The sequence below is a fragment of the Haloferax sp. Atlit-109R genome (genome assembly GCF_003665865.1).
Lineage (GTDB): Archaea > Halobacteriota > Halobacteria > Halobacteriales > Haloferacaceae > Haloferax > Haloferax volcanii.
Genome location: NZ_QPLO01000001.1, coordinates 1125182 through 1148513, shown reverse-complemented (window position 1 = coordinate 1148513; position 23332 = coordinate 1125182). Strand labels below are relative to the sequence as shown.

Sequence of the window (23332 nt, the reverse complement as noted above, 5' to 3'; positions counted from 1 at the left end):
CCGCTCAGAGGCCGAGTTCGCGGCCGATGATGAGGTGTTGAATCTCGCTCGTCCCCTCGCCGATTTCCATGAGCTTCGCGTCGCGGTAGAACCGCTGAGGGGCGAAATCGGTCGTGTAGCCGTAGCCGCCGAGCACCTGCACCGCGTCTTCTGCGACCTCGCGGGCGGCCTCCGAGGCGTCGAGTTTCGCCAGCGCGGACTCTCGGCTGACCCGCTTTCCGGCGTCGTACCGCGTCGCGGCCTTGTGGGTGAGGAGTCGCGCGCGCTCGGTCTTGCGGTGCATCGAGACGAGTTTGTCGCGGACGGCGTCGAACTTCGAAATCGGCCGGTCGAACTGCTCGCGCTCTTGGGCGTACGATTTGGCGTGGCCGTACGCGCCCTCGGCCAGCCCGACCGAGAGCGCCGCGATGGAGATGCGGCCGCCGTCGAGCGTCTTCATCGTCTGCTTCCAGCCGTCGCCCTCCTCGCCGAGGAGGCGGTCTTCGGGCACCCAACAGTCGTCGAAGGAGAGCTCGCAGGTCGGCGAGGAGTTGAGCCCCATCTTGTCCCACTCGGTCGTTACCTCGAAGCCGTCGTCGTTCTCGGGGTCGACGATGAACGTCGAGATGCCGTCGTAGCCCGCGCCGGGGTCCGTGACGGCCTTCACGAGGACCGAGCCGGCGACGTTCGCGTTCGTGATGAACTGCTTCGTGCCGTCGATGACGTAGCCGTCGTCGTCCCGCTCTGCGACCGTGTCCATGTCGCTGGCGTCGCTCCCGGACCCGGGCTCGGTGAGCGCCCAGCCGCCGAGGTGCTCGCCGGTCGCCAGCGGCGTAAGCCAGCGTTCCTTCTGCTCGTCGGTGCCGAACAGTTCGATAGGCTTCGACGCGAGGCTGACGTGGGCGGCGTACGACAGGCCGATGCCGCCCGAGACGCGACCGAGTTCCTCCACGACGAGCGCGTACATCAACTGGTCGCCGCCGAGGCCGCCGTACGCCTCGTCGATGGGGACGCCCATCACGTCCAACTCGGCCAACTGGTCGAATATCTCCGCGGGGAACCGGTGTTCGTCCTCGATGTCCTGCGCGATGGGCGCGATTTCTTCCTCGCAGAACTCGCGGACGGTGTCCCGAATCATCCGGTGTTCGGCCGGGATGTCGAAGTCCATGCGACCAACTATCGCCGTGCCGGACATAAACTAATCGAACGACCATGAAAGATATGCGTCGCGGCCGGCGAAGGCGGCAGCCCACGTCGGGTACTCCCATCGCGTGGGAATAGGCATCCGGGTCTTTTTGCGCCGCGGCCCGACGTTCTCGTATGTACTCCCACATCCTCTTTCCGACCGACGGCAGCGACTGCGCGGACGCCGCGTTGGACCACGCCATCGAACACGCCCGCACCTACGACGCGACGCTCGTGGCGCTCTACGTCGCGGACGTGCGCGAGGTCGGCTACGCCGCGCCCGCGCTCTCGCTCGAACGGGTCCGCGAGGCGCTCCTCGAAAGCGGCGAGCAGGTGCTAGACCGCGTCGCTCAGGCGGCCCGCGAGGCCGGCGTCGAGGTCGAGACCGTCGTCACGGAGGGCACGCCCGCGAGCGAGATTATCCGCCACGCCGACGAACGGGAGGTGGACCTCGTCGTGATGGGAACTCACGGCCGCAGCGGCATCGACCGCTACCTCATCGGGAGCGTCGCCGAGCGCGTCGTCCGCGGCTCCGACGCGCCCGTGTTGACGGTCCGACAGGAATCGTCGTAGGCCCACGAGGTTAAGCCGCCCCTCGTCTTACGGGGGTGCATGGACCTCCGTCGGCTCGTCCGCGGCCGCCTCGGGTGGCCGCGTCTGGAGACGGTCGCCCGCGAACTCGCCCGGCGATACGACCGCGACACCCTCCACATCCGATTTCTCGAGGCGGACAACTGGCTTTCGACCCCGATGGTCGTCGACGACGAGTGGTTCGTGAAGGTCATCTCCAAACAGAACTCGCTCGTCCACGCCGTCTTCACCACCGGGCGAAACCTCGGCGCGTTCTCCAGCGGGACGGAGGGCTTTTTCGGGCATTTCGGGACGCCGCTGGAGATGGCCGAACACGAACTCGAAGCGACGAAGCGACTCCGCGACATCGGCCTGCAAGCGCCCGCGCCGGTCGAGGCGTTCGAGGTGGACGGTCTCGGCGTGCTCGTCCTCGAATACCTGCCGAACTTCCACACCCTCGACACCGCCCCGCGAGCGGAGGTCGAACGGCTCGCCCCCGAACTGTTCGCGGCGCTCGCGGCGATGCACGACAACCACCTCGCTCACGGCGACCTCAGAGCCGAGAACGTCCTCGTCCGCGAGGACGGCATCTACTTCATCGACGCGACGAACGTCAACGACGAGGGGATGCGCGACGCCCGCGCGTACGACCTCGCCTGCGGGCTGGCCGCACTCGAACCGCTCGTCGGTCCCAAGAAGGCCGTCACCGCGGCGCTCGACTCCTACGACGCGGACGCGCTGTTGGACGCCGTCGACTTCCTCGACTTCGTCAACATCCGGCCCGACCACGACTTCGACGCCGCGTCGCTCAAAGGCGAAATCGAAAAGCACGCGGCGTAGCACGCGGTCGGAAAAAGCCGCGAACGCGGGGCGAGTCGCGCGTTACTCGCCCTCGACGCCCTCGTAGTCCGCGCCGCCCATGTAGAGCCGCGAGACTTCGGGGTCGTCGAGGAGGCCGTCGGCGTCGCCCTCGTAGGCGACTGTCCCCTGGTCGAGGACGTAGCCGCGGTCGGAGATGCCGAGCCCCTCGCGGGCGTTCTGCTCGACCATCAGGACCGCCGTCCCGAGTTCGTTCACCTTCTTCACGTCCTCGAACACCGACTGGACGATGTTGGGCGCGAGGCCCGCCGACGGCTCGTCGATGAGGAGCACTTCGGGCTCCATCACGAGCGCGCGGGCGAACGCGAGCACCTGCCGCTGGCCGCCCGAGAGCGTCCGGGCCTTCGCAGAGCGCTTCTCGTCGAGAATCGAGAACTGGTCGTACAGTTCGTCGATTCGCGCCTGCAAGCCCTCCGAGCGGGCGACCCCGCCCATCCTGAGGTTCTCGTCGATGGTGAGCGAGGAAAAGACGTTGTCCACCTGCGGGACGTAGCCCATCCCGACGCGGACGAGGTCCTCCGGCTCCTCGCCGGTGATATCTCGCCCACTCAGTTCGACCGAGCCGGTCCACGGCTTGAGGAGGCCGAACACCGTCTTGAGGACGGTCGACTTCCCCGCGCCGTTCGGTCCGATGATGCAGACGATTTCGTCCGATTCGAGGTGGAGCGTCAGGTCGCGGAGCACCTGCACCTCGCCGTAGCCGCTGTCGACGCCGCTGACGTCGAGGGCGCGCTCGGTCACGGGCCGGCCCCCCCGAGGTACGCCTCGATGACGCGGTCGTCGGAGCGGACTTCGTCCGGCGAGCCCTCCATGAGCACCTTCCCTTGGTCGAGAACGATGATGGGGTCTGCGAGGTCCATGATAAACGGCATGTCGTGTTCGATGATGAGGAAGGTCTGTCCCTCCTCGTTGAGTTCGCGGATGAACCGTTTGATGTCGTTCGCGAGCGTCGGATTGACGCCGGCGACCGGCTCGTCCAAAAGCAGGATGTCGGGGTTCGTCGTGAACGCCCGCGCGAGTTCGACGAGCTTCATCTGCCCGCCGGAGAGGTCGGTCGACGGCTGGTCGATGAGATGCCCGATTTCGAACCGTTCGAGCAGCTCGCGCGTCTGTTCGATGTTCGCCCGCTCCTCTTCTGTCACGTCGGAGCCGGAGAAGAAAAGCGAGAAGATTGACTCGCCTTTCTGCGGGCCGGGACCGACGAGCATCGCTTCGCGGACGGACATCCCCTCCAGCCGCCGGGGCGTCTGGAAGGTCCGAACGAGTCCCTTTCGGGCGCGCTCGTGCGGTTCGAGGTCGGTCACGTCCTCGCCGTTGACGGTGACGTGGCCGGCGTCGTTCTCGTAGAAGCCGGAGATGAGGTTGAACAGCGTGGACTTGCCCGCGCCGTTCGGTCCAATCATCCCGGTGATGGTCCCGCGTTCGACCTCGATGGAGACGTCGTCGGTGGCGACGAGGCCGCCGAACGCCTTCTCCAAGCCGGTCGTCTTCAGGACGACGTCGTCCTTGTCGAGGCGCGCGCCCTCGTACGCGTCGTCGTTCATCGGTCGTCACCCCCGTTCGAGGCGGTCCCGCCGTCGGAGGCGGCACCGGAGGGAGACGCGCCGCCGGCACCGCTTCCGTCGCGCGCCGCCGGCCAGATGAGTTCGTCCTTCGGCGGCAGGAGCCCGTCCTGCCGGAACCGCATGATGAGGATGATGAGCCCGCCGACGAACAGCAGTCGGAGCGGGGCCAAGTCGACTCCGAGCGTCTGGATGAACCCGATGTCGTTGAGGAAGCGGGTCCCCTCGCGGATGGCGATGACGACGGCCGCGCCGACGACCGCCCCGCGGTTCGACCCGGTCCCGCCGAGGATGACGGCGATCCAGATGTAGAACGTCGTCAGGGGAACGAGGTCGGAGGGGTCGATGTAGAGGTTCAGGTGGGCGTAGAACGCCCCGGCGACGGCCATGATGACCGAGCCGAGGACGAACGCCTGCATCTTGAACCGGTAGGTGTTCTTCCCGAGCGCCTTCGCGAGGTCCTCGTCGGACCGGATGGTCCGGAGGACGCGCCCCCACGGCGACCGGTGGACGCGCCGGAGGAACAGGTAGACGACGGCGATGAGGACGACCACGACGGCGGCCGTCGTCGCGGAGTCGGTCAGCGGGAGCCACGACAGGAGGTTCGGGATGCCGCTGATACCTCTCGACCCGGCGGTCCACTGGTCTTCGTTGAGGATGATGGTGCGGATGACCTCGGCGAGTCCGAGACTGGCGATGGCGAGGTAGTCCTCGCGCAGGCGGAGCGTCGGGATGCCGATGAGCACCGCGATGAGCGCGCTCACGACGATTGCCCCGAGGAACCCGAACACCGGGTGGAGTCCGAGTCCGAGCGGGGAGTTCGGCGCGGTCAACAGCGCGGCGCAGTACGCGCCGATTCCCCAGAAGGCGGCGACGGAGAAGTTGATGAGTCCGGCGTAGCCCCACTGGACGTTGAGTCCGAGCGACAGCAGGGCGTACATCCCGACGAGCGCGATTTGGAACAGGAGGAAGCGCAGTCCGACGACGCCGGTGAGGACGCCGACGACGAGCAACACGGTGATGAGTCCGAGCACCGCGAAGATGCGCCGCTCGGTCGCGTCGCGGACGAGCGTCTCGCTCACCCACGAGGAGACGGCGCTCATCCGCTTTCACCCGCGATTCCGCTCGGGCGAACGAGTAGAATGGCGACCATGATGACGAACGCGACGGCCGCGGCGTACCGCGAGCCGACCATGGGGACACCCCACTGCTTGGCCCACAGGTTGAACAGCGGAACCAGTTCGTGGACCATCCCGATGACGAGGCCGCCGAGCATCGCGCCGTAGACGGAGCCGATGCCGCCGAGGATGACCGCGGCGAAGACGATAAGCAGGATGTCGAAGCCCATCCGCGGGCGGACGAGTTCCTCCAGTCCGAGGAAGACGCCGCCGGCCGCGGCGAGCGCGCCGCCGATGAGCCACATGGCGAAGATGACCTCGCCGGTCCGAATCCCGCTGACCCGCGCGAGGTCCGCGTTGTCGGCGGTCGCGCGCATCTTCCGACCGAGCGTCGTCCGCGTCAGCGTCAGGTGCAACGCCGTCACGAGGACGACGGTGAGCGCCACGACGACGAGGTTGCGCGGCGTGACCGCGATGCCGAGCGTCTCGCGGACCCACGGAATCGGGCCCTGTCGGGACACGCCGTAGCGCTCGGGCTCGGTTCCGAACGACAGGAAGACGAGCGCGCGATAGACGAGTGCGACGCCGATGCTGGAGATGAGAAGCCCGATGGAGCCGCTGTCCTTCACCGGGCGGTAGACGACGCGGTTGGTGAGGACGGCGATGACCGCCGCCGCCCCCATGCCGAACGCGAGCGCGAGGAAGAACCAAAGCGGCAGGCCGAACACGCCCGCGTCGCCCAGCATCGGTCGGAAGAAGCCGACCGAGAACAGCGCGGAGAACGCCCCCACGGTCATGAGGTCGCCGTGGGCGAAGTTCGCGAAGTCCGCGATGCTGTACACGAGCGACAGCCCGATGGCCGCGAGGACGATGATGCTCGAAAACACCACGCCGTTGGCGACGTACTGGAAGGGGCTGATTTGGAGCGGTATCACGGCTCCGGGGCCCTCCCGAGGGTCGTTCGCCGTCCGTTCCGTGCGTGCATAGTTAGCTCGTGATGTAGTCACCGAAGACGTACTCGTGGTCCTCGACGCTGTAAATCTGGTAGTAGCCCGGCGGGTCGCCGTTCTCGTCGAGGTCGACCGGGCCGCTGACGCCCTGATAGTTGATGTCGCCCGGCGAACCGCCGTCGCGGAGGACGGCCGCGGCCTCCTCGAAGTTGAAGACCTCCTCGCCCTCGGGGCGGGTCACGTCGCGGACGACCGACGCGAGCGCCTCGCCGGTGAACTCGTCTGCCGCCTCGATGGCGATGGCCGCGACCGTCACGGCGTCGTAGGCGTACGCCGACCAGACCGTCGGCGTCCCGTCGTAGTTCTCCTCGAACGCGGCGACGAAGTTCTGGTAGTTCTCCTGGTCCTGCGGGGCGCTCTCGGTGATGCCCGTCATCCCGTCCATGCTGCCTTCGGGCGTGTTTTCGATGATGGAGTCGGCGACGGTGGACTCCGCGCCGTAGTAGTCCACGGACGTGTTGTAGCCCTGGTCGAAGCCCTCGTTGACCATGACCGTGTACTCGTTCGCGTACGTGAGGAAAATCCACGCCGAGGCGTCGGTCGATGCCATCTCGGTGAGGACGCCGCTGTACGACGACTGACCCTGGTCGTGCGGTTCGTTGTAGGCGACGGTGCCGTCGAACTCGGACTCGAACGTCTCGGCGAACACCTCGGACAGCCCCGTCCCGTAGTCGTTGTTGATCCACGTGACGGCGACCGTGTCGTGGCCGTCGTCGTTGACGAGGCTGGCGAGCGCCTGTCCCTTCGCGGAACCGGAGGGGCTCATCCGAAGCAGCTCCGGCCGCGTCGTGAGTTCGGGACTCGTGCTGTTCTGGCTGATTTGGACGACGCCGGCGTCTCTCGTGACGCTGTCGTGGATGGCGATGGAGACGCCGGAGCCCACGGAGCCGATGAGAAGCGGGACGCCGTCTTGGTTGACGAGCACCTGTGCGCCGTTGACTCCGCCTTGGTTCGTACTCTCGTCGTCCTCGACGGAGATGTTCAGCGACGCCCCTTCGGAGCCGATACCGACCTCGTTGATGGCCGCGAGCGCGAGTTCGCGGCCGCGAGTGTTGCGCTCGCCGTACGGCGCGAGCGACCCGGTGAGCGAGTCGACCATACCGATGGTGTACGACGATTCGTCGCCGCCGCTTTCCTCGGTGGTCGTGGTGGTCTCGTCGCCGCCGCCACCGCCGCCGCCGCTTTCCTCGGTGGTCGTCGCCGTGGGAGTCTCTTCTTCCCCTTCGAGACAGCCGGCGGTCGCCCCGACGAGCGAGAGCCCCGACAGCTTCAGCAGCGTTCTGCGGTCCATGTCGTGTGGTGACATAACAAGCAATGCTCTCCAGCTATCGTAAATATACCTGTGACCGCCCATGGTCGGGACCCCGGACCCCGTCGGACGAAACGAGCGTTCCGTGATTATTTCAGGAATATTTTTCAGAATGATTTGGTAGGGTCTCTCTTTAGGGTACGTGTCTCACAATAGCGGGTCGTGATACCCCCCATCGCGAACAACTTCGTGGCGGGCGAGACGGCCGACGGAGCGGTCTCGCACGTCGAGTCGCTGAACCGCGACGGCATCGCGGGGATACTGAACCTGCTCGGCGAGCACTACACCGACCGGACGGCCGCCGACGCCGACGCCGACGCGTACGTCGACCTCGTCCGCCAACTGGGCGCGACGGACCTCGATGGCTGCGTCTCGGTGAAGCCTTCGCAGATCGGTCTCGACATCAGCGACCGCGCGTTCCGGGAGAACCTCGACCGCATCGTCGACGCCGCGGACGCCGAAGGCGTGTTCGTCTGGGTCGACATGGAGGACCACGAGACGACCGACGTGACCCTCGACGCCGTCGACGACTTGGGCCACCGGACGGGCGGGAACGTCGGCGTCTGCGTGCAGGCGAACCTGAAACGCACGCGCGACGACCTCGAACGCCTCGCGGAGGTACCCGGCAAGGTCCGCCTCGTCAAGGGCGCGTACAACGAGCCGGCGTCCATCGCGTACAAGGAGAAGTCGAAGGTGGACGGGGTGTACAGGGACCTCCTCGAACAGATGTTCACCGAGTTCGACGACGGCATCGCGGTCGGCAGCCACGACCCGCACATGATTGCGCACGCCCGCCGCCTCCACGAACAGTACGGGACGCCCTACGAGGTGCAGATGCTCATGGGCGTGCGCGAGGACGGTCAGCGCGACCTCGCGGACGCCGGCATCGAGACGTGGCAGTACGTCCCCTACGGGGACAAATGGTTCTCCTACTTCTACCGGCGCGTCCGCGAGCGGAAGTCGAACGCGCTGTTCGCGCTCCGCGCCGTCGCCGGTATCTGAGCCGGGACGGACACCCAATCGTCCCGCGCTACTGCGGGTCGAGCAGTTTCGACTCCGCTTTGCGCAGGTGTTCGAGCAGCGTCGTCTTCGAGATGTCCATCTCGGCGGCGAGTTCGCGGGTCGACACCTCGCGAGGCCAGCGGTAGTAGCCTTCTTCGCGCGCGAGTTCGAACGCCTCCCGCTGGCTCCGGGTGAGGGTGTCGAGCCGCCGACTGCGCTCCGGTTCCGCACCCTCGGACGTGGAGATGGAGGCGACGCGAATCTCCGCGCCGGTCTCGTCCATGACGGTCTCGATGCGGGGCTGTATCTCCTCGCGCGCGCCGGCGAACCAGACTTCCCACCGCTCGCGGCCGTTTTCTATCTGCGTGGGGGCGCTGTGGACGAAGCCCTGCTTGAGCAGCTCCGGACACATCATGTCGCTCGGGTCGTACTCCAAGAAGAACTCGCGGGCGACCGGGCCGGGCGCGACGTGCTTCCCGCGGGAGTCGAACCGCTCTTGCAGTTCCAACACCTCGCCCGTGAGCTCCGAGTCGGCGATGGCGTCGAGGAGCGTCTCGACCTCGTCGAGCGACTCGCCGTAGGCGGTGAACAGCCCGTTCGACCGCTCGACGCCCGCGGCGGGAGCGTCGTAGATGGCGTGTGCGAGGATGCCGCCGTCGTATTCGCTCGTCGATTCTATCGCCCAGCAGTTCGGATGCCACAGGTCGAGCGTAAGGCGCGTGCCTTCACCTGCCGTGCGCTCGCTCATACACCGGGTAATACGTCGTTACGTAAGATGTTATCTGTGGTCACTCGGCGTCGCGGTGATGCGTCGGTTCGGGCGCGCCCCTTCCATGGGAGGGTCCGGGGTTATTAATCCTAGTTGTGAGTCTAGAGTCATATGGCGCAGGACGAATATCAGCACTACATCGACGGCGAGTGGACGGACGGCACCGGCGACGAGACGTTCGAGAGCGCGAACCCCGCGACGGGCGAGTCGCTGGGGACGTTCCGACGCGGCACGCCCGAGGACATCGACGCGGCGGCCGCCGCGGCCGACGAGGCGTACGAGGAGTGGCGCGAACTCTCCCACATCGACCGCGCGGAGTACCTCTGGGACATCTACCACGAACTGCGCGACCGCACGGAGGAACTCGCGGAAATCGTCACCAAAGAGTGCGGCAAAGAGATTTCCGAGGGCCGCGCCGACGTCATCGAGGCGTACCACATGGTCGAGTGGGCCGCGGGCGACGCCCGCCACCCCAAAGGCGACGTGGTCCCCTCCGAGATTCCCGCGAAGGACGCCTACATGCGCCGCAAGCCCCGCGGCGTCGTCGGCTGTATCACCCCGTGGAACTTCCCCGTCGCCATCCCCTTCTGGCACATGGCCGTCGCGCTCGTCGAGGGCAACACCGTCGTCTGGAAGCCCGCCGAGCAGACGCCGTGGTGCGGGCAGATTATCGCCGAGATGTTCGAGGACGCCGGCATCCCCGACGGCGTGTTCAACATGGTACAGGGCTTCGGTGACGCCGGCGCGAGCATCGTCGACGACGAGCGCGTCGACTCCGTGCTGTTCACGGGCTCCGCCGAGGTCGGCCACGAGGTCGCGAGCAAGGTCGCCCAACAGCCCGGCAAACTCGCCGCGTGCGAGATGGGCGGCAAGAACAACATCGTCATCACGGAGAAGGCGGACCTCGACATCGCGGTCCACTCCGCGACGATGTCGTCGTTCAAGACCACCGGCCAGCGCTGTGTCTCCTCCGAGCGCATCGTCGTCCACGAGGACGTGTACGACGAGTTCAAGGAGCGCTTCGTCGAGAACGCGAAGAACGTCTCCGTGGGCGACCCGCTCCGCGAGGACACGTTCATGGGCCCCCTCATCGAGGAGGGCCACAAGGAGAAGGTCACGAACTACAACGAACTCGCGGAGACGGAGGGCGTGAACGTCCTCGTCGACCGCACCGAACTCGACGCCGACGAGATTCCCGAGGGCCACGAAGACGGCCACTGGGTCGGGCCGTTCGTCTACGAGGCCGACCCCCACGACGACCTCCGCTGCACCCACGAGGAGGTGTTCGGCCCCCACGTCGCCCTGCTGAAGTACTCCGGCGACATCGAGGACGCCGTCGAGATTCAGAACGACACCGACTACGGGCTGGCCGGTGCCGTCATCTCCGAGGACTACCGCCAGATAAACTACTTCCGCGACCACGCCGAGGTCGGCCTCGCCTACGGCAACCTCCCGTGTATCGGCGCGGAGGTCCACCTCCCGTTCGGCGGCGTGAAGAAGTCCGGCAACGGCTACCCCTCGGCCCGCGAAATCATCGAGGCCGTCACCGAGCGCACCGCGTGGACGCTCAACAACTCCAAAGAGATTCGCATGGCACAGGGCCTCTCGGCGGACATCAAGACCAAGCAAGACGACTGAAGTCGTCCGGCCGGTCACCGCGTCACGGCCCCGCAGCAGTCCTGCTTTTTCCGTCCGCTGTTTTCAGTGTCCGTCGGTCGATTCAGCCTCCCCGTGAGCGCCGGCCGCGACGTAGACGCCGGGCATCCCCGTCTCCTCGACGGTCAGCGCCACTTCCTCGTCCTCCTCGGCGGGGCGGTCGGTCACGACGGTCACGGCCTCGATTGGGTCGCGGCGGACGAACGCCCAGACGAGGTCGAGCATCGAGGGATGGCCGCCCTTCCGAACGACGAGTACGTGACGCGAGTCGGCCAGCGCCCGGAGTTCGGGCGACAGGTCCTCGTCGTCGAGTTCGTCCGGTGGAATGGCGTGCAGCACGTCGCCTCGAATCGTCTCGGTCATGGTGGCTCCACGAGGGCCGGGGGAAAGAAGCGTGCGCTCTCGGACTGTCGGGCGGTCGGGGGGTCGCCGCCGAGGCGCGGCGACGCCGTGGCTCGGAGCGAAGCGGTCGTCAAAAGGCGGAGGCGAATGCGCCTCCCGCCGAATCTCGCGTCACCAGTTGGCGAAGTGAGACGAGGGGAGTTGCCCCCACCGGGCTTGGGGGCGGGAAACGACGTGGCCACGTCGTTTCGGATGCCGCAACGGACCCCGAAACGTTGCGGCGGGTGCGGCGGATGTGGAGTCGCCGACGACTGGCGAGAAAAGCGCCTATTGCGTCGGCGACTTTCGCTTAGGAGCCACGATGTATAAAGCCACCGCAACAGCCGTTCTCATACCCCGTGAGCGCACGGCTCTCGCGGTTTCTCGCCCTGTCTCACCGAGCGTCGACGGTCGTCGCCGGCGTTACGCGGTCGCTTCGAACTCGCGTCGGAGCTCCGTTTCGAGGTTGTCGAGTTCGCGGTCGAGGTTGCGCTCGAAGAACGCCTCGACGCCCGGCAGTCGGCCGTCGACGGTGAACTCGTTGACGAGGCGGCTGCCGCCGTCGTGTTCCTCGATAGTGTGTTCGCCCGTCACCCGCATCACCCGCGACTTACCGACGAACTTGACGTGGGTCGGCTCGTCGACTTCGATGTCTTCCGTCTCGACTGTCACCGTCGAACGGACGAGCGGAATCGGGAGTTCGAGATACCACGTCGCGTGGCGGCCGTCGTCGGACACGTCGAAGCGGTCGACGACGCTGATAGCCCCCGCTCGCTTGGCCGGGTCGGCGATGAACTCCCAGACGCGCTCGCCGGGAGCGTCGAACTCGAACGTTCGTTTCACGCGGACGGTCATGAGATACCATCACACCTCCACAGTAAAAATCCGTGGAATCGCCTCAGCTTCGGGTGACGCGCCACGTCGTCGAGCGGGCGCGTCCCCACTTCTCGATTTCGACGTCTTCGGACTTCTCGGCCAGCCGCGGCAGACGGGACCCGACCTGCTTCGCGGTGAGACCGATGGCTTCGGCGATGTTCTTCGCCCGGAAGTAGCCCTCGCCGCGGCTGACGCTGTCGCGGAGATAGGCGAGAATGCGTTGTTCCTCGTCGGTGTACTCAGTCATCCTCGGACCGTCTAGGGAATGGGCGTTATTAACGGTTACCCGTGTTCCTCAGCGTTGATACTCAACGTTACTGGAACAGGTGCGCGCCGCAGACCGCCAGCGAGGCCGCGATAATCGCGACCATGAACCCGAGCGCCTTCGTCAACTGGTCCGGTCCGGCGACCATCAGCCCTGCGCCGACGAGCGTGAGTACGCCGAACAACGCCGCAAAGCCGATGGACTTGTCGGATTGCACCGTCTTGGTTTCCATGTTTCCGACCTTCGCGGGTGCGCACTTAGTTCATTCGACACCGCCTGCCGTGGGGTGACGTGTCGGGGTCGAGGCGTGCGGGACGGTCCCGCGAACCGCCGTCGCGCTCGGCCGTTCGACATATGTACCACCAGTCTCGTGTGTCCACAAGATGGGACTGACATCCGCGCTGTTCGGCGGTAAACTCCGTATCGCGCTCGTCGCGCTGGTGCTCGTCGCGGCCGTCGTCGGCGCGGCGTTCGCGGCCGGAATAATCGGCGCGCCGAGCGTCGACCGAGTCGACAACCGGTTCGGCGGCGTCAACGAGACGGCGACGGTCATCGAGACCGACCTGTACGTCTCGAACCCGAACCCGCTTTCAGCGAACCTCTCCGGGCTCGCCGTCGACTACGGCGTCGAGATGAACGGGATTCGGATGGCGACCGGCGAGAAGGAAGGCGTCTCTGTCGGGCAGGGGACCACGGCAGTCCCGCTTCGGACGACGCTCGAAAACGAGCGCATCCCCGAGTGGTGGGTCTCGCACGTCCAGAACGGCGAGCACACCGACCTCGCCGTGAACGCCACCGTCTCCTCGGAGACGCTCGGCCGGACCTTCGAAGCGCCCGAGATTACCCGGAGCATCGACACCGACCTCCTGTCGGCGTTCAACTCCACGGAGACCCGCGAGATAAACGCGGAGTCGCCGGTCGTCTCCGACCCCGTGTTGTACGTCAACGAGACGAGAGCCGAGTGGGGCGAATCCACGGACGAGCGCACGGCGCTCGAACTCACGTTCGTCGTCCACAACCCCAAGCCGTACCCGATTGCGGTCTCCGAACTCGGCTACGACATCTCCATGAACGACGTGGCCGTGGGCGAGGGGACCACGAACTCCGAGTACGTCATCCCTCCGCGGTCGACGGAGACCATCGAGGCGACGACCCACATCCAGAACGACAGGCTCGACGAGTGGTGGGTCACGCATCTCGAACGCGACCAGACGACCGACCTGCGCATCGACTTCTACGCGAACCTCGACGCCGGCGGCACGACGCTTCGCGTCCCCCTCGACCCGCTGACCTACGAGAAGACGTTCGAGACGGACATCTTCGGGAACAAGGCGGCGTCTGACGGAAGCGAGACGACGGACGAACCCACGGCGACGGAGACGGCCGAGACAACCGAGGCGACCGAGACGGCCGAGTCCGAGACCGCGACTTCGACGGCAACCACGACTTCGACAGCAACCACGACTTCGACAGCGACCACGACCGCGACGACGCCCTCGTCAGACGACGGGACCACGACCACCGACGACGGCCTCCTGTAACAGTCCCGCGTCAGACGCGGCGTCGGAGGCCGTTCGACCGCCGGCGTCTATCGAAGAATCGTCGGTGAATCCTGACTCAGCCGATAACTCTTTACCCTCGGCTACGATAGTCGATGATATGACACGGAGTACCCACGCTCCTGATCGAGTTCTTCTCCCGTAATGAGAACCCTGTGTCCGTCGAGAGCGACGACGAAACCATCGTCGTCTCCTTTGGCGACCAGTCCTGTGAACTGTCCCGAGACGCCGCCGCCGACTTGCAGGAGGCCATCGGCTCGGCGCTGACCGAGAAACGGGAGTTCTTCCGCACGGCCGGCGAGTACCGCCGGGACGGGAGCTACGTCGTCTCCCGCCGCGGCGCGGACTCCACCGGCAACGCGAAGGTGTTCACCAGTTTCGACGAGCTGCGCCGCCTGTACGACCGCCTGCCCGAGCGCTTCACCGCCGAGGACATCGGTCGCACCGGCATCACCGGGTCGCGCCGCCACATGATACTCCGGCACTTCGGCGAGCATCCCGGGTTCGACTGCCGCATCGCCAGTCGGAACCCGCTGACGGGCGAAAAAGAGTCGTCCGAGACCGAAAACGGCGAGGCGATGGAAGTCATCGCCGACTGAGCGCGGCGGTACGACGGCGCGCCGACCGCGACCCGCCTTCTCTCCCGACTTCGGTTCCGCAGCCTCAGTCTATCGTGACGTGGTCCGACTCCTCGTTGAGCGCGAGGTTCGACGCGATTTCGGCGTTCCGCATCGCGTACTGCGCGGTCTGCTGGAGGCTCACCAGCACCTCGCGAATCTGGAGGAGCTTCTGGTTTTCCATCTCCGGGAGGTCGTTGAGGATGTCGCGCTCGCGGTCGCTAATCTCGCGGAACAGCTCTCGGCACTCGATTGTGAGGTCGTAGTCGCGCTCGACGACGGCCCGCACCGCGGTCGTCGTAATCTCGTCGACGTGGTCCGTGAACTCGCGGATGCGCCGCATCGTCGACTGGTCGACGTCGATGGTGTGGCCCTCGGCGTCCATGACGATGTTGGCGATGTCCTCGGCGTTGTCGGCGGTCAGTTCGAGGTTCTTCGCCACCGAGCGGTAGCCGATGAGCGGGAAGCCCGAATCGAGGCCGACCGCCCGCGCGAGGTTGGGGTTCTGGTAGGACGTGAAGATGAGCCGGAGCAGGAGGACGAAAATCTTGTTCGCCTGCCGCTCGCGGTTGAGCGCCCGCTGGGCGAGGTCGGGGTTGCCGTGGGCGAGCGCCTTGACGGCCTCGCCGCGCATCGTGCTGCCCGTGTTTTCGAGGCGTTCGAGCAGGTTGTTGAGGGTGAAGTCCTCCGCATCGACCGAACAGCGAATCGCGATTCGCTCGGGGGTCTCCTCGATGACGCCGAGGCCCATGAGCTGGGTCTCGGCTTTGTAGACGGCGTTGATGTGGTCCGAGTCGAGCGCGCCCTCGCTTTTCTCGATGTGGATGACGCGTCGCCCGAGGACGTACTGCGCCACGATGGCGCGTTCGAGCGCCTCCGCGTTCAGACTGTCGGCGCGAATCGTCGCCTTCGAATCTTCGGTGTTGACCGATTCGGGGAGAACCGTCAGCGTTCCCTTGCCGCTCGTTCGAATCGTCACCTCGTCGCCCTTCTCGACGTTGTGTTCCTTGGCCCACTCCGCTGGAAGCGTCATCGCCAGCGTGGAGGGACCGAGACGCTGGACTTTCCGGGTTTCCATGCCAGTCAGAACCCATCCAATGACCTTAAATCTCACTATATTACACCCCGTGTGAATAATGGGTAGTGGTTCTCATTGCACACGATTCCGAATATTAAATCATCTACGTCGAGCGGCCGGGATGGAAATGGCTGACCGTCCCGTGCACCGGCGTATTAACCCCGAATTTCCCCGGAACGTCGTCGATACGGGCAGATTATGATTTTCCAGACTGTTCATAACTTTACTGCTCCGGAACCTCGTAATAAGCGCCTCCATAGCGACGGGACTGCGGAGGTACGGGAAGAGAGATGGTATCGAAAGCCACACGACAAGAGATGGAGGGAATGCTCGGTCAGGTCCCGAGTTGGATGGAGGACTTGGCAGAACCGGCGAGCGAACACAGTTGGGGGCTCTTCCGCGACCTCAATCTGGGAGAAGACACCGAACTGTCCGGGCGGGAGAAGGCGCTCATCGGCGTCGGCGTCGCGGCCGCGGTTAACTGTCCGTACTGTATCTACTTCCACACCGAGGAAGCGCGGTTGAGCGGCGTCACGGACGAGGAACTCAGGGAGGCAGTCAACCTCGCCGCCGACACGAAGTACTTCTCGACGGTGCTCCACGGGAACGAGACCGACCTCGACGGGTTCAAGGCCGAAACGGACGAAATCGTCGAGTACATCACGAAACAACAGGCACCGGCGGACGACTGACGAGACGGCCGACTGGAGCGGCCTCTCCTCGATTTTTCTGTGGTGGCGCGTTGCGCCGAGTCGGCCGCATCCGACGTGCGCCGCTCACTCGATTTTCATCATCCGGCGCTCGACGCGACCCACGCGGACTTTCGTCCACCCGCGGAGGTCCGCGTCGAGGTCGGGGTCGTCGGTGTCGACCCGGAGGACGGGAATCCCGTCGAGTTTCGACCGCGAGGCGACGACCGACACGTCACAGCGTCGAATCACGGCCGGCGAGAGTTGGGGGTTGCCGCGACCGAAGACGAATCCCTGCCCGCCGATGGGCGTGACGACGATGACGTTCTCCGCGCCGAGGTTCGCCAGAATCTCGGCCTCCGTCGCGTCGCGGGCGAGCACCTCGCCGTCGCGGTAGACGTCGACGCCGAGCGGCGAGCCGTCGATTCCCAACTCGGCTTTCACCGCGCCGACGGTGCTTCCGGGACCGAGGACGTAGGTGACGCCTTCGGTCGAGCGGATGTCGTCAGCGACGCCCGCGGCGAGCGACTCGACGGTGCCGCCGCCGGTCTGTTTCGACGACTGGAGGTCCTCCGCGACGGGGACGTGCGCGACCGCCCGAAGCTCCGGCCTGACCTCGCCGTCGCGGTAGTCGTCCTCGTCGATGTCCATGACCTCGCGGGCCTCGGTCCGCTCGAACGAGGTGACGACGTGGGCGGCGTCCTCGGGCGAGACGGCGAACACGGAGGAGTAGACTTTCACGCCCGCGGGGACGCCCAGCATCGGCACGTCGGTCCCGTCGAGCGCCTCGGCCACGTCCGCCGCGGTGCCGTCGCCGCCGACGAACAACACGAGGTCCGCGTCGGCGTCGACGAACGCCTCGGCGGCGGCGACGGTGTCGGCCGCACTCGTCTCGTCGCCGGACGGCTCGCCGAGCACCTCGGGGTCGAAGCCGGCGTCTCGGGCGGCGGCCGCGCCCATCTCGCCGCCCCACGCGAGCAGTTCCGCCTCGGGGGCGGCCTCGAAGAGCCGAGAGAGCGCCCGTCGCGCCCGCTCGGGCGACCGCGGCTCCGCGCCGCGCGCTCTGGCCTCCGCGACTTTCCCGTCGGTTCCCTTCAGGCCGACCCGGCCGCCCATCCCCGCGACGGGGTTGACGACGACACCGATTCGCATGACTGAACGAACCCGCGCCCCGGGGAAAAGCGACGCGGTAGCCGGCGAGAGGGGAGCCGGCGAGAGGCGACTGGGTCGCGCCCCCACGGGTTCGCTGACGCTCACGCCGCGACAACTGTCGCCAGAACCTCACCGTTTAAGAACCGGACGTGGGAACTGTCACCTATGATTCCGCTATCAGCCAGCGAGCAGGTGTTGCCGACCTCGGAGACGGCCGCGACCGTGCTTCTCGTGGGTATCCTCATGACCGCCGGGTGGCTCTGGTACCTCCAGCGCTGACCCGTCGGCCGGCCGACCCTACTCTTCGTACAGGTCGACTCGCGCTTCGAGCCACGCGGCCGCCGATTCGACCGTCTCCTCGTCGGCTCCGGCGAGTTTGATTCTGACGTGGTCGCCGGGGTAGCTCCCGACGGTCACGTCGAACGCCGATTGGACGGCCTCGAACCGCTCGATGAGCGAGCTTTCGGGCTCCGAGGTGTGGACGAACCGGACGTGGGTCCGCTCGCCGGCGAACTCGTCGGCGACGCGGGCGAACATGGCTTTCATCTCACCGGGGACGCCGGGGAGCACGTACACCGAGCCGACGACCGCGCCGGGCGCGACGCCCTCGTCGTTCGGGAGCATCCGCGACCCCGCGGGGAGGTCGGTCGTCCCCTCCACGAGGTCCGCCGCGGAGTAGCCGCCGTTGGTCTCCAGCCACTCCTCGGCGTCGGCGTGCCGCTCCAGCGAGCGCCCGAACGCGGCCGCGACGCTCTCCATCGTCACGTCGTCGTGCGTCGGCCCCAGTCCGCCGGTGACGACGACGGCGTCGTACTCGGCGTGGTACTCGTTGACGACGCGGGCGATGTCGGCGACGCGGTCGGGGACCGTCGTCACGCGCTCGACGGAGACGCCTCGCGCCGTCAGTTCCTCGCAGAGCCACGCGGCGTTCGTGTTGACGGTGTCGCCGGCGAGGAGTTCGTCCCCGACGGTGACCACGGCGACTTGCATACCCCGAGGTAGCGCGCTGCGAGGCAAAAAAGCGTTCACACCGGCGAACCGGGTCGGCCGGGCGATACCGCGGCTCAGTCGTCCGTCGGCGGTCGTCGTTCGTCAGCGGTCGTCGTCTTCCACGTCCAAGCCGAGTTCCTGTCTGCGGTCGCGGAGCGCCCGAATCTGCCGGCGGTAGTAGAGTATCCCCGCGCCGCCGACCAGCACCGAGACGGCCGCGACGGCCGCGAAGATACCGAGGTCGCGCTGGAGGTAGAACTGCACGACGACGTTCCCATCGGTCACTTCGTCCCACCGGATGTGAAGCCGGTCGTCGACGACTTCGGTGTCGTAGCCCGACGGCCGGACCGACCCGAATATCGGGAAGTCGACGCGGCGGTCCGCGGGCAGGACGACCTCGTAGCTCCCCTCGACGAAGACGGGCAGCGAGAACCGCTTCGGCGTCGAGGACGAGCTAAACGCGAGCTTTCCGTCGCGTCCGGCGTCCTCGGGGAGCGTGACGTTCGTGATGCGGTCGTTCTGCGTCACGTCGCCGCCGCGGGCCTTCAGTTCGGTCCCGTTGAGGACGGTCCCGTTGTCGTAGCGGTAGCGGACCGCCTCGACCGAAAGCGGCGTCCGACTGCCGAAGCCGTCGAACCGGTAGAGCTCGACCGAGGAGCTGTTGACCTCGTAGACCGCGCGGAACCGGCCGTTGTCCTGCACCGTGATGTGCGCATCAGTCTCGGCGGTCCACGCGTAGTCGCCGTCGGGCGCGGCGTCGAGCCGGTCGTTCGAGACGCTGGAGGTGCCGCCGAGACACCCGGCGGTCACGAGGAGGAGGGCGAGCGCGGCGATACCGACGAGGAGTCGCCTGTTCATCGTCTTACTGGCCGATGACGCACTTCAGCTCCGCCGGCAGGTACGAGCCGATGCTGGCAAGGAGCCCCGGCGGGTCGGTCTCGTCCCGGCAGACGATGCTCTGTTCGAGCAGGCCGAGGCGCTCGACGGTCACGATGTCCTTCGCGTGGCCGGCGCGGTTGACCGTCGCGCGGACCTCGCCGCGGGTCGCGCTGTTGACGTTGACGCGACCGCTCCCGCGGGTCCAGTCGTAGAGGCGGTCGACCTGCTCGTCGGCCAGCCGCGAGGGCCCCTCGTCGCCGCCGTAGACGAACGTCAGCGGCATATGCTGGACGAGACCGAAGCGGTCGCGAATCTGGGTCGCGGAGCCGCGGCCGAGGCCGAGTTCCTCGGTCGGGATGCGCACCTCGATGCCCGCGTCGAGGACGAAGCCGTCGTCGTCCCAGTGTTCGAGGGTGCCGACGTAGGTCTCGCCGGCCGACAGATGCGGCGTGACCTCGCCCCACTCCTCGCGGAGGACGTTCCGCGCGACCGTCTCGTCGTCGCCGGAGACCGTCACGGAGATGAAACCGTCGTCGCGGACGCCGATGTCGTACGTCACGTCGAGGTCGCCGATGTCGTTGGCGACGAGCGACGTGAGGCTGTCGAGCGCCCGCTCGCGGGCGTCACCGTCGATGTAGCACTTCGTTGCGAGAACGACCATTCAGTTCGTCCCCGTCACTTCGACGTTGAGCTCGTCGCGAAGCTCCTCGATGCGTCGCTCCATCGCGTCGACGAGGTCGTCGTTGTCCATCGGTTCGAGCTGCGCGCCCGTCTCGGGGCACTGGAAGCCGTGTTCCATCGCCTCGGAGAACTCGAAGCGGATGCCGGCGGGTTCCGAGAGGTAGAACTCGTGGTTGCGCTCGTAGTCGAGGCGCTCTTCGAGCGCGTCGAGGAGGCGGTACATCTCCTCTTCGAGGTTCTCGGGGATGTTCTCGTAGTGGAAGGTCCAGAGGTAGGTGAGCCAGCCGGAGTCCTCGTCGCGGACGCGGCGGTACGACGCGAGGTCGTTCTCGTAGAGAATAAACAGCGCGCGGCGCACGTCGTTGAGTTCGAGCCGCAGTTCCTCGGCGAGTTCCTCGTCGGTGACCTCGCCGTCCGGGGGTGCCGCCGCGACCGGCATCCCGGTTGGCCCGACCAACTCGTGGAGGTACTTCTGGATAACAGGGTCGTTCAGTAACTCCTCAAAAGCCATTGTGCGAAATGGCGTCAGGAACGCCATTAAGTCTTATTACTCCCGGGCAGCGGAGAACCGCAAGCGGGCGCGCCGACGCTCCGATTACTCCTCGTCGGCCGGGACGACTTTCTTGCCCGTCGCCATCGGAACCACCCGGTTTTCTGCGTCCTCCCACTCGCGGTCGAGTTCGCGCCCGTCGAACAGGCGGTCGAGGAACACCGCGAGGCCGGCGACCTCCGAGTGCGGCTGGTTCGTGACGCCGACGTTCCAGTCCGCCCCCTCGTACACCTCGAAGGGGACTTTCTCCCCGCCGACGACGACGAGGAGCGGTTCCTCGGCGTGCGCCTCGCGGATGTCGGCTTCAACGTCCTGAACGCGCTCGCCGTACATCGTGAGATGGACGACCGTTCCCTCCCAGTTGCGGATGACGCCGTTGAGCGCCTCGGTGAGTTCGACCTCGAAGGGGCCGCCGAACCGGCCCGTGATGTCCTCGACCGTCTCCATCGAATGGCCGGCGTTGTCCGGGAGGATGACCCGGTCAGCACCGAGCGCGCGGGCCGTCAGGCCGACGTGCGTCGTCATCCGGTCGTCGCGCCCCGGTCGGTGTCCGTACCGGAGGACGGCGACCTCGGGTTCGTTGTGCATGTCTCTCCGAAGACGGCGGGGGAAAGTGGTGCTTTCGGAACGCGGGCGGCGGTCGCCGGGGACGGGTTGATGGGCGTCACCGACGCCCGACCGCGGTCCCGAGGGGAAACGGACTTATCACTCGGCCGAATCATCTGTGCCATGTCGCTGGAACTCTCCGACAAGCGCGTCCTCGTGACCGGGGGCGCGGGACTCGTCGGCTCTCACCTCGCCGCACACCTCTCCGAGGACAACCACGTCGTCGTCGCCGACGACCTCTCGAAAGGCGCTCGGGAGCGGGTCCCCGACGGCGTCGAGTTCGTACAGGCCGACATGACCGACCCGGATGACGTCTCCGAGGCCGTCACCGAGGACCTCGATATCGTCTTCCACTTCGCGGCCTACACGGACACGAACTACGGCAACCCCCGACAGCTGTTCGAGGAGAACACCGAGATGACGTACAACGTCCTCGAACGGATGCAGGAGGTCGGCGTGTCGGATATCGCCTTCACCTCCTCGTCGACCATCTACGGCGAGGCCCCGCGACCGACGCCCGAGGACTACGCCCCCCTCGAACCCATCAGCATCTACGGCTCCTCCAAGCTCGCCGACGAGGGCCTGCTTTCGACGTTCGCCCACTCCTACGACTTCACGGTCTACATGTACCGCTTCGCCAACATCGTCGGCCCGAACCAGCGCGGCAACGTCATCCCGGACTTCATCGAGAAGCTCCTCGAAGACCCCGAGACGCTCGAAATCCTCGGTGACGGCCGACAGGAGAAGTCCTACCTCCACGTCGAGGACTGCATCGACGCGATGTGTCACGTCGTCGAACACGCCGACCGCGACTACAACGTCTACAACCTCGGCACGCGGACGACGACCTCCGTGACGACCATCGCCAACATCGTCGCCGACGTGCTGGACCTCGACCCCGAGTTCGAGTACACCGGCGGCGACCGCGGCTGGACCGGCGACGTGCCGAAGATGCGCCTCTCTATCGAGAAACTCTCGGCGCTCGGCTGGGAGCCCGACGGGTCGAGCGACGAGGCCGTCCGCCGCGCCGCCGAGGAACTCGCCGAGGAGCTTCGCGCCGAATACGAATAACGGCTGCCGACGCTCACAGCCGCGACCGACACCGACACCGACAATCGCGGCCGACGCCCGGGGCGACCCCGAAACCCGCCCCCGGAGCGAGCCACCTTTCTACCGCGACTCCCTACCCCGGAGCGTGCAGGTCGTCGGCTACGATACCGGAACCCCCGCGCTGCTCGTGAGCGCGAGCGACGGCATCGACTCGGTCGCGCTCGCCCCCGGCACCGAACTCGACTACCGCCTCGGCGACCGCCACTGCGCGGGCACCATCCACGACGACCGCCACGTCGCCTGCGACAACGACCGCGCGCCGTACTGCTCGGACCACCGCCACACGTGGGTCTGTGCGAAATGTACCGGGACGTGTCTGAAAGACGAGATGGACTGCTACGAGGACCACGCGGTCTACCTCGCGGCGTTCGCCCCGGACACGTTCAAGGTCGGCGTCACCCGCGAGTGGCGACTCGACACCCGCCTGCGCGAGCAGGGCGCGGACCGCGCGGCCCACGTCCGAACGTTCTCCGACGGCCGGGTCGCCCGCGAGTACGAGGCCGAACTGGCGACCGAGATTCCCGACCGCATCCGCGTCCCGACCAAAATCGAGGGGTTCGGCCGGTCGGTCGACGCCGCGGCGTGGGACGCCCTCCTCGCCCAGTTCGACCCCATCGAGACGTTCGCGTTCGACTACGGCCTCGACCTCGACGACTCGCCGGTCGCAGAAACCGTCGCCACGGGGACCGTCCGCGGCGTGAAGGGGCGCGTGCTCGTCCTCGACCACCGCGGGACGGCCTACGCGGTGGACCTGCGCGACCTCGTCGGCCACGAACTCGACGACGGCGGGACGGACCGCGACCTCCAGTCGAGCCTCGGCGCGTTCGGGTGAGCGGTGCGGTTCTCAGAGACCGTCAGCA

Annotated in this window: 27 protein-coding genes; 9 read left to right on the top strand and 18 right to left on the bottom strand. The window is 66.8% G+C overall.

Annotated elements, in window-relative coordinates:
- Positions 1-4: 4 nt before the first annotated feature.
- The gene (locus DVK03_RS06040) at positions 5-1147 is read right to left on the bottom strand and encodes an acyl-CoA dehydrogenase family protein (protein ID WP_115802454.1); all 1143 of its coding nucleotides are present in this window, start codon (positions 1145-1147) and stop codon (positions 5-7) included.
- 152 nt (positions 1148-1299) lie between these two features.
- On the opposite strand from DVK03_RS06040, the gene DVK03_RS06035 reads away from it, so the two are divergent.
- Together DVK03_RS06035 and DVK03_RS06030 are read left to right on the top strand one after the other, a co-directional pair.
- Positions 1300-1737 carry a universal stress protein gene (locus DVK03_RS06035; protein WP_004043743.1) on the top strand — a complete coding sequence of 146 codons (438 nt, stop codon included), beginning with the start codon at positions 1300-1302 and terminating at the stop codon, positions 1735-1737.
- Positions 1738-1776: 39 nt separating this feature from the next.
- Positions 1777-2574, top strand: a complete 798-nt coding sequence (locus DVK03_RS06030) for an RIO1 family regulatory kinase/ATPase (protein WP_115802453.1) — start codon at positions 1777-1779, stop codon at positions 2572-2574.
- Between the two features lie 42 nt (positions 2575-2616).
- On the opposite strand, the gene DVK03_RS06025 is transcribed toward DVK03_RS06030, so the two are convergent.
- The 5 genes from DVK03_RS06025 to DVK03_RS06005 are packed head-to-tail and all read right to left on the bottom strand — an operon-like array spanning position 2617 to position 7594.
- Positions 2617-3354, bottom strand: coding sequence for an ABC transporter ATP-binding protein (locus DVK03_RS06025; RefSeq protein WP_004063753.1), 738 nt, complete (start codon positions 3352-3354; stop codon positions 2617-2619).
- Complete coding sequence (locus DVK03_RS06020) at positions 3351-4157, bottom strand: ABC transporter ATP-binding protein (protein ID WP_004063755.1); 807 nt, start codon at positions 4155-4157, stop codon at positions 3351-3353. The genes DVK03_RS06025 and DVK03_RS06020 overlap by 4 nt, the downstream gene beginning before the upstream one ends.
- Positions 4154-5278, bottom strand: a complete 1125-nt coding sequence (locus tag DVK03_RS06015) for a branched-chain amino acid ABC transporter permease (RefSeq protein WP_115802452.1) — start codon at positions 5276-5278, stop codon at positions 4154-4156. Before DVK03_RS06015 ends, DVK03_RS06020 begins: the two co-directional genes overlap by 4 nt.
- A complete protein-coding gene (locus DVK03_RS06010; protein WP_115802451.1) occupies positions 5275-6228 on the bottom strand; it encodes a branched-chain amino acid ABC transporter permease in 954 nt (317 codons plus the stop codon). Before DVK03_RS06010 ends, DVK03_RS06015 begins: the two co-directional genes overlap by 4 nt.
- Positions 6229-6280: 52 nt before the next feature.
- A complete protein-coding gene (locus tag DVK03_RS06005) occupies positions 6281-7594 on the bottom strand; it encodes an ABC transporter substrate-binding protein (protein ID WP_115802724.1) in 1314 nt (437 codons plus the stop codon).
- Between the two features lie 180 nt (positions 7595-7774).
- Here DVK03_RS06005 and DVK03_RS06000 point away from each other — a divergent pair, with 180 nt between their 5' ends.
- Positions 7775-8614 (top strand): proline dehydrogenase family protein, encoded by an 840-nt coding sequence (locus DVK03_RS06000; RefSeq protein WP_006600400.1) that lies wholly within the window; start codon positions 7775-7777, stop codon positions 8612-8614.
- 28 nt (positions 8615-8642) lie between these two features.
- Here DVK03_RS06000 and DVK03_RS05995 read toward each other — a convergent pair whose 3' ends face one another.
- The gene (locus tag DVK03_RS05995; RefSeq protein WP_004063766.1) at positions 8643-9362 is read right to left on the bottom strand and encodes a helix-turn-helix domain-containing protein; all 720 of its coding nucleotides are present in this window, start codon (positions 9360-9362) and stop codon (positions 8643-8645) included.
- A 132-nt stretch (positions 9363-9494) separates the two neighbouring features.
- Between DVK03_RS05995 and DVK03_RS05990 the strand changes: the two genes are divergently transcribed.
- Entirely contained in the window at positions 9495-11021 is a 1527-nt protein-coding gene (locus DVK03_RS05990; protein WP_004043752.1) for an aldehyde dehydrogenase family protein, read from the top strand.
- A 63-nt stretch (positions 11022-11084) separates the two neighbouring features.
- Here the strand turns inward: DVK03_RS05990 and DVK03_RS05985 are convergent, their stop codons facing one another.
- The 4 genes from DVK03_RS05985 to DVK03_RS05970 all read right to left on the bottom strand — a co-directional run bounded on the left by DVK03_RS05985 (position 11085) and on the right by DVK03_RS05970 (position 12793).
- Positions 11085-11402 (bottom strand): hypothetical protein, encoded by a 318-nt coding sequence (locus tag DVK03_RS05985; RefSeq protein ID WP_004063769.1) that lies wholly within the window; start codon positions 11400-11402, stop codon positions 11085-11087.
- 441 nt (positions 11403-11843) lie between these two features.
- Positions 11844-12275 carry an SRPBCC family protein gene (locus DVK03_RS05980; protein WP_004043754.1) on the bottom strand — a complete coding sequence of 144 codons (432 nt, stop codon included), beginning with the start codon at positions 12273-12275 and terminating at the stop codon, positions 11844-11846.
- 43 nt (positions 12276-12318) lie between these two features.
- Complete coding sequence (locus DVK03_RS05975) at positions 12319-12543, bottom strand: hypothetical protein (RefSeq protein ID WP_004043755.1); 225 nt, start codon at positions 12541-12543, stop codon at positions 12319-12321.
- 67 nt (positions 12544-12610) lie between these two features.
- Positions 12611-12793: a hypothetical protein gene (locus DVK03_RS05970; RefSeq protein WP_004043756.1), complete on the bottom strand. Its 183-nt coding sequence runs from the start codon at positions 12791-12793 to the stop codon at positions 12611-12613.
- Positions 12794-12944: 151 nt separating this feature from the next.
- Between DVK03_RS05970 and DVK03_RS05965 the strand changes: the two genes are divergently transcribed.
- Positions 12945-14102, top strand: coding sequence for an LEA type 2 family protein (locus DVK03_RS05965; protein ID WP_006600401.1), 1158 nt, complete (start codon positions 12945-12947; stop codon positions 14100-14102).
- Between the two features lie 173 nt (positions 14103-14275).
- The gene (locus DVK03_RS05960; RefSeq protein ID WP_004063773.1) at positions 14276-14719 is read left to right on the top strand and encodes a hypothetical protein; all 444 of its coding nucleotides are present in this window, start codon (positions 14276-14278) and stop codon (positions 14717-14719) included.
- A gap of 64 nt (positions 14720-14783) precedes the next feature.
- Here DVK03_RS05960 and DVK03_RS05955 read toward each other — a convergent pair whose 3' ends face one another.
- Positions 14784-15815: a phosphate uptake regulator PhoU gene (locus DVK03_RS05955; RefSeq protein ID WP_004043760.1), complete on the bottom strand. Its 1032-nt coding sequence runs from the start codon at positions 15813-15815 to the stop codon at positions 14784-14786.
- 317 nt (positions 15816-16132) lie between these two features.
- Here DVK03_RS05955 and DVK03_RS05950 point away from each other — a divergent pair, with 317 nt between their 5' ends.
- Positions 16133-16507 (top strand): carboxymuconolactone decarboxylase family protein, encoded by a 375-nt coding sequence (locus DVK03_RS05950; protein WP_004063775.1) that lies wholly within the window; start codon positions 16133-16135, stop codon positions 16505-16507.
- Positions 16508-16591: 84 nt separating this feature from the next.
- Here the strand turns inward: DVK03_RS05950 and DVK03_RS05945 are convergent, their stop codons facing one another.
- From DVK03_RS05945 to DVK03_RS05920, 6 genes are all read right to left on the bottom strand, one after another.
- A complete protein-coding gene (locus DVK03_RS05945; RefSeq protein ID WP_004063777.1) occupies positions 16592-17656 on the bottom strand; it encodes an ATP-NAD kinase family protein in 1065 nt (354 codons plus the stop codon).
- A 297-nt stretch (positions 17657-17953) separates the two neighbouring features.
- Positions 17954-18646 carry a molybdopterin-binding protein gene (locus DVK03_RS05940; RefSeq protein ID WP_115802450.1) on the bottom strand — a complete coding sequence of 231 codons (693 nt, stop codon included), beginning with the start codon at positions 18644-18646 and terminating at the stop codon, positions 17954-17956.
- A gap of 102 nt (positions 18647-18748) precedes the next feature.
- A complete protein-coding gene (locus tag DVK03_RS05935; protein ID WP_004063781.1) occupies positions 18749-19504 on the bottom strand; it encodes a DUF5803 family protein in 756 nt (251 codons plus the stop codon).
- Between the two features lie 4 nt (positions 19505-19508).
- Complete coding sequence (locus DVK03_RS05930; RefSeq protein ID WP_004043766.1) at positions 19509-20186, bottom strand: DUF2110 family protein; 678 nt, start codon at positions 20184-20186, stop codon at positions 19509-19511.
- Complete coding sequence (locus DVK03_RS05925; protein WP_004043767.1) at positions 20187-20717, bottom strand: transcription factor; 531 nt, start codon at positions 20715-20717, stop codon at positions 20187-20189. It lies immediately after the preceding gene.
- 84 nt (positions 20718-20801) lie between these two features.
- Positions 20802-21344 (bottom strand): tRNA (cytidine(56)-2'-O)-methyltransferase, encoded by a 543-nt coding sequence (locus DVK03_RS05920; protein WP_115802449.1) that lies wholly within the window; start codon positions 21342-21344, stop codon positions 20802-20804.
- A gap of 141 nt (positions 21345-21485) precedes the next feature.
- Between DVK03_RS05920 and DVK03_RS05915 the strand changes: the two genes are divergently transcribed.
- Entirely contained in the window at positions 21486-22433 is a 948-nt protein-coding gene (locus DVK03_RS05915; protein ID WP_115802448.1) for an NAD-dependent epimerase/dehydratase family protein, read from the top strand.
- 124 nt (positions 22434-22557) lie between these two features.
- Entirely contained in the window at positions 22558-23304 is a 747-nt protein-coding gene (locus DVK03_RS05910) for a DUF2797 domain-containing protein (protein WP_115802447.1), read from the top strand.
- Positions 23305-23332: the final 28 nt, after the last annotated feature.